This window comes from Nitrospirillum guanabarense (assembly GCF_034653355.1).
Taxonomy (GTDB): Bacteria; Pseudomonadota; Alphaproteobacteria; order Azospirillales; family Azospirillaceae; genus Nitrospirillum.
The window spans coordinates 1,125,903-1,140,789 of record NZ_JAYEER010000004.1; the positions used below are offsets into that span (position 1 = coordinate 1,125,903).

Consider the following 14,887-nt stretch of genomic DNA (forward strand, 5'->3'; position numbering starts at 1 on the left):
AGCTCAGAGGTTCTCGTGCGCGCCGGCCTCGCCGCGCAGCCAGTAGCCGGACGCCCGCATCCATTGGGCCGGATGCTTGCGCTCCTCCAGCACATAGGCGCGCAAGGCCTTGGCCACGGCGGCTTCAGCCGCGATCCAGACATAGCCGTCGCCGCGGGGCAACTGGATGTCCTCAACCACACGGCGCAGGGTGGCGGCATCGTCGTCGCCCTGGCTGTCGCGGGTGACCCAGTGGGCGGTCCACTGCGCCTTGGTCTCGATGGCCTGCTTTTCAGCGTCATTGTCGACGGCCACCGCGGTGAAGACGGGCACGCCCGGGCGCAGTTCCTCCAACCGGCGGCCGATGGCGGGCAGGCCCGTCTCATCCGCGATCAGCAGGTACCAGTCGAAATCGTCCGGCACGATCATGGAGCCGCGCGGGCCGCCGATTTCCAGGGTGTCGCCCGGCTTGGCCCCCATGGCCCAGGCGGTGGCGGGGCCGGCGTCGTGCAGGGCGAAGTCCAGGGTCAGGGTGCGGTTCGCCTGGCTGAAGGCGCGGGGCGTGTAGTCGCGCATCAGGGATGTGCCGTCTGGGCCAGGGAAGAACAGCTTGACGTGGTCATCGGCGCCGCGGCTGTCGAAGTCCGCCAGCTCGGGCGAGGTCAGGGTGACGCGCAGCATCTTCGGCGTCAGGTGGGTCACGCTGGTCACGGTCAGGCTGCGCCGACGGGTGTCGAAGCGCATGCGGCCGATCTGGTGGCGCGCGCCAGAGGCGGGGGTGTCGATCATGGGATCACCTGGATGGTTTCTGTCGGGTCGGGTTGGGGTGGCCGCGCCGGTGCGGGCGGTGTCGGCCGGGGCGGTTGTGCCGCCGCTGTTCAGGATGTCCGCTGTGGCGCGCCGCAGGATGGCGGCCAGGCGCCGGGCTTCGGCGGCGCCGCAGCCACGCTTGCCGTAGAGGGCCGATTTCAGGGCATGACGGGCGTGATGCAACTCTTCGGAAGCCTCGGGATCCGCGTCGGTGACGCCGGCGAAGGCCTCTCGCACCTGGTCCATGCGGCCGCCGATGCGGCGCAGGCCTTCCAGGATGGCGATGGCCGTGCCCCGGTGGCCGTCCAGGTGGGCCCGGCCGCTGTCGGTGATGCGGTAGAGCTTGCGGTTACCTTCCGGCTCCGCCGCCGCATAGCCGATCTCCGCCAGGAAGGTAAGGGCGGGGTAAATGACGCCGGGGCTGGGGGTGTAGAAGCCGCCGGACTGTTCCTCCACGGCGCGGATCAGCTCATAGCCGTGGGCCGGCTTGCGCTCCAGCAGGGCCAGCAGCAACAGCTCCAGGTCGGCGGAGGAGAGCTTGCGGCTGCCGGGCATGCCGCCCCCACCACCGCCCCAGAAGCCGCCGCCGCCGTGCCTCCAAGAATGCCGTCCCCCAGGCCCACCCATGGCCAGATAGGGGGATGGCGGCATGTTATGATCGGAAAACATATCTTACGATATAATGGGCGGCGGACATTCGGCAAGAGGGGACGCAAAAGGAATCACCATCCCCTGGACTGATGGGCACCGTTCTTGGTGGTTTGGGGGGCGAGGCCTGAAAACGCTGCCACAGTACCGTGTGGTGGCGTGGCCATCGCCCTAGCGGGGATTGCCGCCGCCGCCCACGACCACGCTCGGATCGAAGGTGTAGACCCGGCAATATGGGTCGGTGTCGGGGAGGCCGGAGACCTTGACGGACAAGTAGCCGGACACCTGCCAGAGGCCGTTCGGAACGGTGATCAGGGGCCGGTGGGCCGCTTCGAAATATTTTACCTGCGGATCGCTGGATGGCAGACTATCGAGGTGCCGCCGAAAGTTGCCGGGCGATGGGCCTTCGGAGGGCTTCCAATCCCGGATGATGTAGCCGGCACTGTTCGTGTCATAAGGAGACAAGTCGTACAGCGGCTTCATGCTCGCGACGTTCACGGGCGTGCTTATCAGTGCCAGATCCATCAGTTGGATGCTCACCTCTGCGTCGCAATAAGCCGTGACCTTGATCTGCATCTCCTGGCCGTAAAATAGGATATAGGAACCCGCGAAACGTCCCGCCGTCTGAAGGCTCGATACGCCGTCCACCTTAATTTCATGTTGCAATGGGGCGCCCATCTGCTGGGCGTCGAATGTCAGCTGCAAAACCTGAATATTCTCATCACTCACGATGGTGCACTCCCTCCAGTAATGATGGATATCGCTTGTCCTCGCGCAATTGCGCCAGCTCCGGTTCCTGGACGATCTCCTGGGGCGCATAGCCCGCCTTGACCGCCTGGGCCAACAGCGCCAAGGCCTCATCGCGCCGCCCCAGGGTTTCGTTGGTCACCGCCGCGTCGAACAGGATCGCCGGCGTTGGTTTCGCCAGGGCCACGTCCAGGGCGGTCAGGGCCCGGTCACGCTGCCCCAGCTTGGCGGCGTAAAGCGCCTGTTTCACATTGTGCCACGGGTCGTCGGGGGCGCTTTTCAACAGGACGTCCAACCGGCCCAGGGCCTGGCGATAGGCCGCCCGCGCCTCTTCCTCCTTGCCGGGGACCCACCGGTAGGCGTCGCCCAGGTTGCCCCAGGGCAGGAAATCGCGGCCGTTGCCGTCCAACTCGGTCAGGCGTTCGAAAGCCTGGGCCGCCTGGGCGTAGTCGCCGAGGAAATAAAGATAAGTTCCGAGGTTGTTATAAAGCATCCAGTGGGGCCGGATCCGCAGCCCCTTCTGGATCGTCAGGACGGCGTCGGCCGTGTTGCCCCGCATGTGCTGGGCCGCGCTGAGGTTGGCGTAGCCGTAGACGCTGTCGGGCGCCAAGTCCACGCTTTGCCTGAAAAGGCGCTCGGCGCGGGCATAGTCCGCCTGGTTGAAATAGATGGCGCCAAGCTGGTCATAAAAAACGCGGTAATCGGGGTGTTTTTTGATGCCTTCCTGATAGGTGGCGATCGCCGCGTCCGGCTGCCCGTCGTCCTGGTACAACCGTGCCAACCCTTCCAGGGCAAGGGCATTGTCTTTCTCCAGGGCAAGGGCTGTCCGGAACTGTTGATAGGCGGTGCCCTTGTCTTTCGAATAGGAGGCGACCCAGGCGGCGGCGACGTGGGACAGGGCCAGCTGGTCGTCCAGGGATAGGGCGAGCTTGGCTTGCGCGTCCGCCTGCTGCAGAACGATGGGGACGGGTTGCTCCTCGGTATAGCGACGAAGCAAGGCGAGGCTCAGCCCGGCGGTGGCGGCGGCGTTTTTGGGGTCGCCCGCCAGGATTTTCTGGAAGGAGCTGACGGCCGCGTCTATCGCGCCCTTGTCATCGAAGTGATGGAGGCGATCCAGCGCCTCGCCCAACTGGGCTTGCAGACCGTTCGGAGCGGGAAGCGGTATCGGCCCCCGGTTCCAGGCAACCAGCGCCACCACCAGGACGCAGGCGCTCAGCGCAACCGCCACCACGGGGCCGCGCCGGCGGCGCAAGGGGCCGGCCTGAATAGGGCGGCCTCGGGGCGACGCAATCGCGGGCGTCCTGCTCGTGATACCGCCCAATGCGTCACGGACCTGTTCCATCGAGCGTGGCCGGGCGGCGGGCGATGGCGCCAGCATGTCATTGACCAGGCCATACAGGCCGTCCGGCAGGCCGGGACGCAATTGCGCCAAGTGGTCCGGCCCCCCGTTAAGAATGCGCTGCATGACGGCGCCATCGCTTCCGCCGCCAAAGGCGCGGCGGCCGCTGAGCATTTCGTACAGCAGCGCCCCAAACGAAAAGATGTCGGATTGCGCGTTCGCCTCGGCGCCCATGAACAATTCCGGCGCCATATAGCTGATGGTTCCCTTGAGACCGTCTTCACCCCCCGGCGTGGTGGCCAGGGTGCCGTGCGTCCCGTCCGCGGCGGAGAGACGGGCCAGGCCGAAATCCACCAGCAGCGGGCGGGATTGCCGATCCAGGATGACGTTGCCCGGCTTGATGTCGGCATGGATCACGCCGTGGCCGTGCGCCGCCGCCAAAGCGTCGGCCAATTGCCAGGCCATGTCCAACGCGTGTTCCGGCGGCAGCGGCCCCCGGCGCAATCGCGCCGCCAGCGTTTCGCCGTCCACATGCTCCATGGCCAGAAAGATCCGGTCGTCCTCCTGTTTCAGATCGAAGATCGCGACGATGTTCGGGTGCCGCAGGCGCGCCAGGGCCCGCGCTTCCCGCAGGTGGGTTTTGAACAGGTCCCGCGAAGGGCCGCCGGGGCGCAGGATCTTCAGCGCCACCGTGCGGTTGAGGACACGGTCCGTCGCCTCGACGACGGTGCCGTACGAACCGGAACCGATCGTCCGTTCGATTCGATATCTGCCGATCGTCCGCGCGAGCATGCGAAAGCTCCAGCCACAGCCATCCACGCGTCTGGAAAACGCCGACAGCAAACCCCAAGAATGGGAGGTGCGTAACTTTAGTTGTTAAACTATAACAATATGCCCTTAAAATAAGATATCAACTGATCAATTATCGTCAATTGTGTTAATCTCGGATTGTATAAACTTTTATCGGTTGCCGGACAAAATCATGCAGCAAGACTGGCAAGACGCGACGGTATCGCCCGGACAGTGCCGGGCACCCTCCGGGGCGCGCGGGGACCACACGGTCGCGTGCCTTGGCATTGTCTGGCATCCCAATCCGGCGCTGGTCGGCATGATCGCGCCTCTGTCATTCGGGGACGGCGCCTTCGCCGTGAACCGGTTTGAGCCGGTCTTCCGCACGGTTCACAACCGTGGCCAGGGGACGCTGGAAGACCGCCACGTATCGCGGCGACCGATGCTGATCCGCCGTTGCGGTGGGCGGACCTTCGAAATTGTGCCGCCGGCCAGCCCGATGACTGTTTCCGTCAACGGTCACCCGATAACGGAGCCCGTGACGGTAAGCCTTGACGAACTGGGGGCGGACATTCTGGTCTGCCTGTCGGAACGAATCATCCTGTCGATCTTTGAGGCATCCCTGCCCCTGCAGGTGGGGGCGGAAAAGCATGGCCTGATCGGTATCAGCCGGGGTTTGCAGGCGGCGTGGGCGCTCATCTGCCAGGCGGCGCCCACCCAGTTGCCCGTGTTTCTGAGTGGCGCGACGGGGACCGGCAAGGAACTGGCGGCCGCGGCCATCCATGCGCTGAGCGACCGCTCGGGGCAGAAACTGCATGCGGTGAACATGGCGACGCTGTCGCCCACGCTGGCCCATGCGGAGTTATTCGGCGCTGCCGCCGGCGCGTACACGGGCTCGACGCGCGAAAGGCCTGGGCTGTTCGCGTTGGCCCATGGGGCCACGCTGTTCATGGACGAAATCGGCGACACGCCGAAAGAGGTACAGCCCATGCTGCTCCGCGCGCTCGAATGCGGTGAATACCGCCGGTTGGGCGATGCCGGAACCCGGACCGCGAACGTCCGGGTCATCTCCGCGACGGATCGGTCCCTTGACGGGGCCGACTTCAACCAACCCCTCCGTCGCCGGCTTGAAGGCGTGGTCGTCCATCTTCCCGCCTTGCGGGAGCGGCGTGTGGATATCGGCCCGCTGCTGCGCCATTTCCTGACCCGCGAGGAGCCGCAACTCGGCCCCTTCGAGCCTGGCACTCTTTCGGCCGCCCGCGTCATGCCGCTGTTGCTGCATTCCTGGCCGGGGAACGTCCGTGAATTGCTGGGGGTCGCCCGGCAGATCCGGCTGGGGGTCGACGTCACCTTGCCGCGCGCCGCCGGCGCGGCCGACAGGAGGCAGATGGCGCCCTCCGCGATGTCCGCCGAGGATCAGCGGCGGCGGGACCCGGCGACCGTCGGCGATGCGGAACTGGTTGAAGCGCTTGATGCGGCGGGATGGAACATCAAGGCGGCCGCCGCCATCCTGAACGTGTCCCGGACCAGCCTGTACCGGCTGATGGAACGGTCGCCGGCCCTTCAGGACGCTGGGGACATTCCGAGGGAGCGGATCCATGAGGTGATGCGCCGCCATCCGGGGGATGTGGAGGCTTGGGCGCGAGACCTGCAATTGCCCAAGGACAGTCTGAAACGGCATCTCCGGCGGATCGGCGTGGCGTCATGACGGACATGGACCCCGGCGGCGGTTCCGCCGGGGCGTCCCGCGGGGCCGGGGTTTTCCGCAGGGCAGGCGCGGCTTAGCGCCTGGCCGGGACCGGCACGGCCTCCACCGGCGTGGCCTTGGGCAGGGGGATGCCCTTGGCGGCGGCCGCTTGGCGCAGCAGCACCGGCTGGTCGGAGATGATGCCGTCCACGCCCATGTCGATCAGCTTGGCCATGTCCTCCGGCTTGTTCACCGTCCAGGGCACGACGGTCAGGCCCAGGCTGTGCGCTTCCTGCACCAGGGTCGCGTCGATATCGGTGTAGAGGGGCGACCAGATTTTGCCGCCCGCGGCCTTCACCGCCTTGGGCACGCTGCCGCCGTGGTCCACGGGGTCGAAACCGGCGGTCCAGGGCAGCTTGGCGGTCAGGCTGACCGACGGCTCCCTCGGGTCCTGCTCCGTCAGATAGACGGTGGGGATGGCGGGGGCCTTCCGCTGCACCACCCGCAGGGTGCGCCAGTCGAAGGACTGGATCATCACCCGGTCCTCGAACTTCTCGGCCTTCAGCACGGCCAGCACCTTGTCCACGAACACCTCCGGCGTGGGGCTGTCCTCGGGGTGGGTGGGGTCGATCTTGGTCTCGATGTTCATCTTCACGGTCTTGTTGCCTGACCGCTTCACCAGGTCGATGACTTCCTTCAGGGTGGGGATGGGCGTGCCCGGAATGGGGCGCTGGTCGGGGAAGTGGCTGCCATAGGCGCTGCCCGGGCGCAGTTGGCCCACGTCGTACCTCTTGATCTCCTCCAGCGTCAGGCTGAAGAAGGACGGGGCGGGGGCGGTGACGTAGGCGCCGTCCGGCCCCTTGGCCAGGTCGGGGTTCAGGTGCCGCTCATGCGAGATGATGACGGTGCCGTCCTTGGTGATGTTCATGTCCATCTCCAAGGTGGTGACACCCAGCGACAGGGCATGGGCGAAGGATTGCAGCGTGTTTTCCGGCCACAGGGCGCGCCCGCCGCGATGCGCCTCGATGTCCAGGTCGCGGGCCTGGGCGGGAAGAATGGCGGCGGAGGCGAGCAGGGCGGCGAGGGCCAGCCCACGGGGGGCCAAACGGCACGGCAGGGACATCGAAGCGGGCTCCTGATAGACTGGGACCGTGAACCGGCCTAAACCGGCAGGGTCGAGCTATAGCGTGGGCATCCCCTAAGCCCTTGTTAAATTTCCGAGGCGGTGCTGTGCGCCGGTCGCTTGCGCAATCCTTGGATGCCGCGCCGCCGCTGGTGCCGGGGCGCGGTCTGTGTCATGAAGCCGCGCATGCGGCGGCGGGCGGATGCCAAAGGGCGTCCGGGCCCGCCGTTCCTTTTGAGGATGTGAGTGATGAGCGACGTCGAACACGGCCAGGACGGCCTTCCCCCCGATGAGGACACGGTGACCGGTGCCGCCGGCCCCGAGCACGCGGCGCAGGAGGCGCCCGAGGGTGAGGAAGAGTACCTGGACGATGAGGACGACTACGAGGATGAGGGGGAGGAGGGCCCGGCCCTGGCCCCCATGCGCTGCGGCTTCGTCGCCCTGGTGGGCGCGCCCAACGCCGGCAAGTCCACCCTGCTGAACGCGGCGGTGGGCAGCAAGGTGTCCATCGTCAGCCCCAAGGTGCAGACCACCCGGTCGCGCGTGCTGGGCATCGGCATGCATGACCGCGCCCAGATCCTGTTCGTCGACCTGCCCGGCATCTTCACGCCCAAGAAGCGGCTGGAGCGCGCCATGGTGGCCGCCGCCTGGTCGGGGGCGGAGGAGGCGGACCTGGTGGCCGTGCTGGTCGATGCCTCGCGCCGCGTGGATGACGACACCAACGCCATCATCCAGCGCCTGAAGGACAGCAACCGCCAGGCCATCCTGATCCTGAACAAGATCGACCTGATCCCCTATGAGCGGCTGCTGGAACTGGCGGCGCGCTTCAACGAGACGGGCGTGTTCACCGACATCTTCATGATCTCCGCCCTGACCGGCGACGGCCTGAAGGACTTCCTGGACAAGCTGGCCGCCCGCCTGCCGGAAGGCCCCTGGCTGTTCCCGGAGGACCAGCTGTCCGACATGCCGCAGCGCCTGCTGGCCGCCGAGATCACGCGCGAGAAGCTGTTCCTGCAGTTGCACCAGGAACTGCCCTACGCCGTCGCGGTGGAGACCGAGGCGTGGGAGGAGTTCGAGGACGGCTCCGTCAAGATTTCCCAGATCGTCTACGTCCAGCGTCCCAACCAGAAGGCCATCGTGCTGGGCAAGGGCGGCAGCAAAATCAAGGCCATCGGCGCCGCCGCCCGCGTGGAGCTTGAGGAAATCCTGGACCGCCGCGTGCACGTCATGCTGTTCGTGAAGGTGCGCGAGGACTGGGCCGAGAAGCCCGACAGCTACAGCCAGTGGGGGCTGGACTTCAACGCGTGAGGTAGACGCTATCTCAACAGGCTGTATTTTGAAGAGAGACGCCCTTTCGTCGCCACTTTTATACGCCATATTTATCTCGCGCGGCCTATGGCACGCGGGGATGGTCGATTAGGAGACGGATTATGTCCTTTCAATTAGCATTAAAGCGTGGTGAGCTTGCTGTGCTTGAAGAGAAACGAGCCAACATGTGCGACGCCATAAGGATGCGGGAGCCCTATGCTCTAGAAGAGGACTATCGCGCTGAAGCCTATGAGGTGGGGTGTAGGCTCGCTGAACTTCAGAAGCAACTTGGGCAGCAGGTGACTTTCTGAGCTTTCCCTTGGGTCGGTTCGGCCGTTTATAGGTTTGTTAGCAAGTTAAATACGACCTTGACCCTCCCACGATGGGAGGGTCTATCTATGTGGGACATCTCGTCGAGGAGACTGAAATGTCCCATGTCGCCGCCGTTCCGCCTGCCGCCCCCGGCACCGTTGACATCCCCATAGCGGGGATGACCTGTGCCGGCTGCGTGCGCCGGGTGGAGAAGGCGATCGCCGCCGTGCCGGGTGTGGCCAATGCCGCCGTGAACCTGGCGGCGGAGCGCGCGCATGTGGAACTGGCCGAAGGCGGGCGCCTGCCTGACGTGGTCGAGGCCATCGCCAAGGCTGGGTACGACGCCGGCACCCACACCGTTGAGCTCGCCATCCAGGGCATGACCTGCGCCGGTTGCGTGGCGCGGGTGGAAAAGGCGCTGCGCGCGGCGCCGGGCGTGGTGGAAGCCACGGTGAACCTGGCGACGGAGCGGGCCAGCGTGGTGCTGGTCGATGGCGCCGATGTCGCGGCCGTGGCGGGTGCGGCCATCAGGATCGGCTATGAGGCCAAGCCCCTGGGCCAGGAGGACGCGGCCGCGCAGACGGACCGGGAGCGGGAGGCGCGGGCAGCGGAGATTGGTGCTCTGAGGCGGGCCGTGGCGCTCGCCGCCATCGCCACCGTGCCCCTGTTCGCGGTGGAGATGGCGCGCCACGTCGTGCCCGGCTTCCATCACTGGCTGACTGGCACGGTGGGGGAGCAGGCGTGGCGCTGGGTCAGCCTGGTGCTGGCGGCCTTCGTCCTGGCCGTGCCCGGCGGACGCTTCTTCGCCAAGGGCGTGCCCAACCTGGTGCGGGCCACGCCCGACATGAATTCCCTGGTGGCGCTGGGGGCGGGGGCCGCCTTCCTCTATTCCACCGTGGCCACGGTGGCGCCGCAGGTTTTGCCGGCGGGCACCGACAACGTCTATTTCGAGGCGGCGGCCGTCATCGTCACCCTGATCCTGGTGGGCCGGCTGTTCGAGGCGCGCGCCAAGGGCCGCACCAGCGAGGCCATCAAGCGCCTGCTGACCCTGCAGGCCAAGACGGCGCGGGTCGAGCGCGACGGCCGGACGGTGGAACTGCCCATCGCGCAGGTGGTGGTGGGTGACATCGTGCTGGTGCGCCCCGGCGAGCGCGTGCCTGTGGACGGCAGCGTGACGGGCGGATCGTCCTTCGTGGATGAGAGCATGATCACCGGCGAGCCCGTGCCGGTGGAGAAGGGGCCCGGCGCGCCGGTTGTCGGCGGCACGGTCAACAAGGCGGGATCCTTCCGCTTCCGGGCGGAGAAGGTGGGGGCGGCCACCCTGCTGTCCCAGATCGTGCGCATGGTGGAGACGGCGCAGGGCGCCAAGCTGCCCATCCAGGCCGCGGTGGACCAGGTGACGGCCTGGTTCGTGCCGGCGGTCATGGCGGCGGCGTTGCTGACCTTCGCCGCCTGGTACTTCTTCGGGCCCGGGCCGCAGCTCAGCTACGCCCTGGTCAACGCCGTGGCCGTGCTGATCATCGCCTGCCCCTGCGCCATGGGCCTGGCCACCCCCACCTCCATCATGGTGGGCACGGGCAAGGCGGCGGAGCTGGGCATCCTGTTCCGCCAGGGCGATGCCTTGCAGGGCCTGCGCGACGTGCGCGCCGTGGCCTTCGACAAGACCCGCACCCTGACCCTGGGGCAGCCCACCCTGACCGATTTGGCGGTGACGGGCGGATTCGCCGAGGATGAGGTGCTGCGCCTGGTGGCGGCGGTGGAGATGCTGTCCGAACATCCCATCGCCCAGGCCATCGTGGCCGGCGCCCGGGGGCGCGGCCTGGCCCTGGCGTTGGCGGACGGCTTCCGCGCCGAAGCCGGCTTCGGCGCGCAGGCCACGGTCGAGGGGCGCGTCGTGGCCGTGGGCGCCGACCGCTACATGACCCGCCTGGGCATCGGCGTGGCGCCGGTGGCGGAGGCCGCCGCCCGGCTGGGCGGGGAGGGCAAGAGCCCGCTCTACGCCGCCATCGACGGCCGGCTGGCCGCCATCCTGGCCGTGGCGGACCCGGTGAGGCCCGAGGCGGCCGAGGTGGTGCGCACGCTGCACGGCGCCGGTCTGACGGTCATCATGGTCACCGGCGACAACCGCCGCACGGCGGAGGCCGTGGCCAAGGCGCTGGGCATCGATGAGGTGGCGGCGGAGGTGCTGCCGGAGGGCAAGGTGGCGGCGGTGAAGGAATTGCAGCGGCGCCACGGCCGCGTCGCCTTCGCCGGCGATGGCGTGAACGACGCCCCGGCCCTGGCCACGGCGGACGTCGGCCTGGCCATGGGCGCCGGCACCGACATCGCCATCGAGGCGGCCGACGTGGTGCTGGTGCGGGGCGACCTGCGCGGCGTGGCCACAGCCATCGCCCTCAGCCGCGCCGTGCTGGGCAACATCCGCCAGAACCTGGCCTGGGCCTTCGGCTACAACGTGGTGCTGATCCCGCTGGCCGCCGGGCTGCTCTATCCCCTCACCGGCTGGCTGCTGTCGCCCATGGTGGCGGCCGGGGCCATGGCCCTGTCCAGCGTGAGCGTGCTGACCAACGCCCTGCGCCTGCGCCGCTTCCGGGCGCCCGGCTCATGACCGGCACCCGTGCGCGGGACCGGTCTTGTGGTGTACGGTCCTGGGATGGTTTCAGCCCCTGGATGACGTAGGAAAGCGACGTATGCCCACCGTGGGAGAGGTCTTGGCCGTGGCCCTGGACCATCACCAGTCCGGCCGCCTGGATCAGGCGGAGGACCTGTACGGCCAGATCCTGCGCGCCATGCCGGATTGCGCCGACGCCTTGCACCTGCAGGGCGTGTTGTTCGTCCAGACCGGCCGCGCCGCGGGGGGTGAGACCCTGATCGCCCAGGCCATCGCGCTGGACGGGGCCAATGTCGACTATCGCGCCAACCTGGCCCAGGCCCAGCGCCAGCGGGGCGACCGGGTGGCCGCCCTGGCCACCTATGGCCAGGTCGTGGCCTTGGCGCCGCGCCATGGCCCGGCGCACCTCGCCCGCGCCCAGATCCTGGAGGATTTGGGCCGGGTGGAGGAGGCCGCCGACACCTACCGGCTGCTGACCCGCTTGCCCTACCAGCTGGCCGAGGCCCAGCTGGGCCTGGGCCGCTGCCTGCTGCGCCTGGACAGGAAGGAGGAGGCGGAGGCCGCCTTCCGTGCCGCCCTGGCGGTGGCGCCGGATGAGGTGGTGGCGCTGGTCAATCTGGGGGATCTGCTGCGCCAGCGGGGCGGGCATGAGGACGAGGCCGCCAGCCTGCTGGACCATGCCCTGCGGTTGCGGCCCGGCCTGTTCGAGGCGGCCGCCAGCCGGGCGGAGCTGCATGCGGCGATGGGGGACATGGCGGCGGCGGCCGAGGCGGCGCGCGGCCTGATCGCCGCCCACCCCACCCGGCCAGAGCCCTACGGCATCCTGGCCCGCGCGCTGCGCTACCAGGGATATACGGCCGACGCGCTGAAGGTCGGCGCCCGGCACCTGACCCTGACCCCGGATGATCCGGAGGTGGCCATGAGCATGGCATGCTGCCACCTGCGCCTGGGCGATTACCGCGCCGGGTTTCCCCTGTATCGCCGGCGCTGGCATCTGATGCCCCTGCCGCGGCGCCACCAGGGTGTGCCTGAGTGGGACGGCCGCGCCCTTCCCGGCAAGAGCCTGGTGGTTTGGGACGAGCAGGGCGCCGGCGACACCATAAGCATGCTGCGCCTGCTGCCCCAGGCGGCGGCCCGGGTGGGGCGGCTGTTGTTCGAATCCCCGCACGCGCTCTCGGCGCTCTGGCCACCCGCGCTATGGCCCGGCCAGCGGCCGGGGGACGTGGTGCTGCGCGGCCAGCCCTTGCCGCTGGCGCCCGATTATCAGATCGCCATGATGGATCTGCCGGAGGCCCTGGGCCTGACGGTGGACACCATCCCGTGGAACGGACCCTATCTGGGGGCGGCGCCGGAGCGGGTGGCGGCGTGGCGGGCGCGCCTGGCGGACGTGCCCGGCCGCCGCGTGGGCCTGCTGTGGGCGGGCAATCCCCAGTTCCCCGTCGATGCCTGGCGCTCACCGGGCCTGCGGGCGCTGCTGCCCCTGCTGGAGGCACATCCCGACGTGACCTTCATCGGCCTGCAGCGGCCGGAGGGCAGGGGCGCCGTCGATGGGCTGACGCCGCCGCCCAACCTGTTGAACCTGGCGCCGGAGGTGCGCGATTGGCCGGACACCGCGGCCATCATGACCTTGCTGGATCTGGTGATCACCCCGGACACCGGGCCCGCCCATGTGGCGGGTGCCCTGGGCCGGCCGGTATGGACCATGGTGATCACCGACGCGGACTGGCGATGGATGGACAACCGGGCGGACACCCCCTGGTACCCCAGCATGCGCCTGTTTCGCCAGGCCACGCTGGGGGACTGGGCGCCGGTGGTGGCGGCCATGAGCACGGCCCTGGCGGCCATCCATGAGGAACGCGGGTCATGAACATTGGACAGGCGGCCAAGGCCTCGGGCGTCAGCGTCAAGATGATCCGCTACTACGATGAGGTCGGCCTGGTACGGCCGGCCGGCCGCTCGGAGGGCAACTACCGCGAGTACGAGGCCCGCGAAATCAATGAGCTGCGCTTCATCAGGCGCGCGCGGGGCCTGGGTTTCGATATGGAGGAGATCGCCCAGCTGCTGTCCTTGTGGCGCGATCGCGGGCGCCCCAGCCGCGACGTGAAGGCCATCGCCCAGCGCCATCTGGCGAACCTGGATACCCGCATCCGGGAGATGCAGTCCATGGCGGACACGCTGCGCCACTTGGCCCATTGCTGCGCCGGCGACGACCGGCCCGACTGCCCCATCCTGGAGGATCTGGGCGGATGGGAGGCCGGCGACCTCGGCCCGGTGGTTGGCCCCGGCGGCTGATGGCACGATGATCGATAATTTTCGATGCATATGGTGGTCGACGTGGGGGCGCAGGCAGCATGACCGCCTCGACATTTCCGGCCAGCCTGCCAAACTGCGTTGATGGACGCTCTTTTCCGCCTGCCGGGCGCCATGCGGCGCGATCCTGAGGTCGACGCCTGGTTCGCCCAGGGCGATCCACTGCGCCTGATGATCCAGCCGTGGTTCGAGGCGCTGCGCGGCTGCGGTGACGATGTGCGGGAATTGATTCATGACCGCCAGCCCACGGCATGCGTCATTGATGCGGCCTTCGCCTATGTCGGCGCCTACACCGCGCATGCCAGCGTGGGCTTCTTCCATGGCGCCGACCTGGACGATCCCGCAGGTCTGCTGCAGGGCACCGGCAAGCGCATGCGCCATGTGAAGCTGCGGTGGGGCCAGGCGCACGACACCGCGGCGCTCACGGCGCTAATCGCCGCCGCCTATCAGGACATGCGGCGGCGCCTCTGAAAAAGGCGCCGCCGGGGCGGTCCCAGGCAATGCGTCCGGCCGTCACGTCGGCTGCGGCACAATGCGCAAGTACGGGCGCGGGGCTTCCCAGCCATTGGGGTACAGCGTCTTCGCCTCGGCGTCGGAGACGGAGCCGGCGATGATGACCTTGTCGCCCGGCTGCCAGTTCACCGGTGTCGCCACGCGATGCTTGGCGGTCAGTTGTATGCTGTCCAGCACGCGCACGATCTCATCGAAGTTGCGGCCGGTGGTCATGGGATAGCTGAGCATCAGCTTGATGCGCTTGTCGGGGCCGATGATGAACACCGTGCGCACCGTGGCGTTGTCCGCCGCCGTGCGGCCGTCGGAACCGCCGCTGACGTCCTCCGGCAGCATGTTGTACAGCTTGGCCACCGCCAGGTCGGTGTCGCCGATCATGGGGTAGTTGGGGGCGTACCCTTGCGTCTCGGCGATGTCCTCGGCCCACTTGGCATGGTTGCCCACGGGGTCGATGCTGAGGCCGATCAGCTTGGTGTTGCGCTTGTCGAACTCGGGCTTCAGCTTGGCCATGTAGCCCAGCTCGGTCGTGCAGACCGGGGTGAAGTCCTTGGGGTGTGAGAACAAGATGGCCCAGCTGTCGCCGATCCATTCATGGAAATCGATGGGGCCCTCGGTGGTGTCCGCCTTGAAGTTCGGCGCCACGGAATTGATACGCAGTGACATCCCCTTGTTTCCTTTCCGTTTTCGGGCGTCCCCGGGCGGGGCGCCGGTCCTGTC

General features: G+C 68.1%; 11 protein-coding genes. 6 read left to right on the forward strand and 5 right to left on the reverse strand.

The window, feature by feature from the left end:
• Positions 1 to 3: 3 nt before the first annotated feature.
• The 3 genes from UAA55_RS23180 to UAA55_RS23190 all read right to left on the reverse strand — a co-directional run bounded on the left by UAA55_RS23180 (position 4) and on the right by UAA55_RS23190 (position 4,315).
• Positions 4 to 1,344 carry an SIP domain-containing protein gene (locus tag UAA55_RS23180; protein ID WP_322955715.1) on the reverse strand — a complete coding sequence of 447 codons (1,341 nt, stop codon included), beginning with the start codon at positions 1,342 to 1,344 and terminating at the stop codon, positions 4 to 6.
• Positions 1,345 to 1,608: 264 nt separating this feature from the next.
• Positions 1,609 to 2,166: a hypothetical protein gene (locus UAA55_RS23185; RefSeq protein ID WP_322955716.1), complete on the reverse strand. Its 558-nt coding sequence runs from the start codon at positions 2,164 to 2,166 to the stop codon at positions 1,609 to 1,611.
• Complete coding sequence (locus UAA55_RS23190; protein ID WP_322955717.1) at positions 2,159 to 4,315, reverse strand: protein kinase domain-containing protein; 2,157 nt, start codon at positions 4,313 to 4,315, stop codon at positions 2,159 to 2,161. The genes UAA55_RS23185 and UAA55_RS23190 overlap by 8 nt, the downstream gene beginning before the upstream one ends.
• Before the next feature lie 190 nt (positions 4,316 to 4,505).
• Here UAA55_RS23190 and UAA55_RS23195 point away from each other — a divergent pair, with 190 nt between their 5' ends.
• Positions 4,506 to 6,020 carry a sigma 54-interacting transcriptional regulator gene (locus tag UAA55_RS23195; protein ID WP_322955718.1) on the forward strand — a complete coding sequence of 505 codons (1,515 nt, stop codon included), beginning with the start codon at positions 4,506 to 4,508 and terminating at the stop codon, positions 6,018 to 6,020.
• Between the two features lie 73 nt (positions 6,021 to 6,093).
• On the opposite strand, the gene UAA55_RS23200 is transcribed toward UAA55_RS23195, so the two are convergent.
• On the reverse strand, positions 6,094 to 7,122 hold the full coding sequence (locus UAA55_RS23200) for a glycerophosphodiester phosphodiesterase (RefSeq protein WP_322955720.1): 1,029 nt from the start codon (positions 7,120 to 7,122) through the stop codon (positions 6,094 to 6,096).
• A 420-nt stretch (positions 7,123 to 7,542) separates the two neighbouring features.
• Between UAA55_RS23200 and era the strand changes: the two genes are divergently transcribed.
• The 5 genes from era to UAA55_RS23225 all read left to right on the forward strand — a co-directional run bounded on the left by era (position 7,543) and on the right by UAA55_RS23225 (position 14,131).
• On the forward strand, positions 7,543 to 8,430 hold the full coding sequence (gene era, locus UAA55_RS23205) for a GTPase Era (protein WP_322957748.1): 888 nt from the start codon (positions 7,543 to 7,545) through the stop codon (positions 8,428 to 8,430).
• 427 nt (positions 8,431 to 8,857) lie between these two features.
• Positions 8,858 to 11,347 carry a heavy metal translocating P-type ATPase gene (locus tag UAA55_RS23210; protein ID WP_322955721.1) on the forward strand — a complete coding sequence of 830 codons (2,490 nt, stop codon included), beginning with the start codon at positions 8,858 to 8,860 and terminating at the stop codon, positions 11,345 to 11,347.
• Positions 11,348 to 11,429: 82 nt separating this feature from the next.
• On the forward strand, positions 11,430 to 13,217 hold the full coding sequence (locus tag UAA55_RS23215; protein ID WP_322955722.1) for a tetratricopeptide repeat protein: 1,788 nt from the start codon (positions 11,430 to 11,432) through the stop codon (positions 13,215 to 13,217).
• The gene (gene cueR, locus UAA55_RS23220) at positions 13,214 to 13,642 is read left to right on the forward strand and encodes a Cu(I)-responsive transcriptional regulator (protein ID WP_322955723.1); all 429 of its coding nucleotides are present in this window, start codon (positions 13,214 to 13,216) and stop codon (positions 13,640 to 13,642) included. The genes UAA55_RS23215 and cueR overlap by 4 nt, the downstream gene beginning before the upstream one ends.
• A 102-nt stretch (positions 13,643 to 13,744) precedes the next feature.
• The gene (locus UAA55_RS23225; protein WP_322955724.1) at positions 13,745 to 14,131 is read left to right on the forward strand and encodes a DUF1801 domain-containing protein; all 387 of its coding nucleotides are present in this window, start codon (positions 13,745 to 13,747) and stop codon (positions 14,129 to 14,131) included.
• A 42-nt stretch (positions 14,132 to 14,173) separates the two neighbouring features.
• Here UAA55_RS23225 and UAA55_RS23230 read toward each other — a convergent pair whose 3' ends face one another.
• Entirely contained in the window at positions 14,174 to 14,833 is a 660-nt protein-coding gene (locus UAA55_RS23230; protein WP_322955725.1) for a peroxiredoxin, read from the reverse strand.
• Positions 14,834 to 14,887 lie beyond the last annotated feature (54 nt).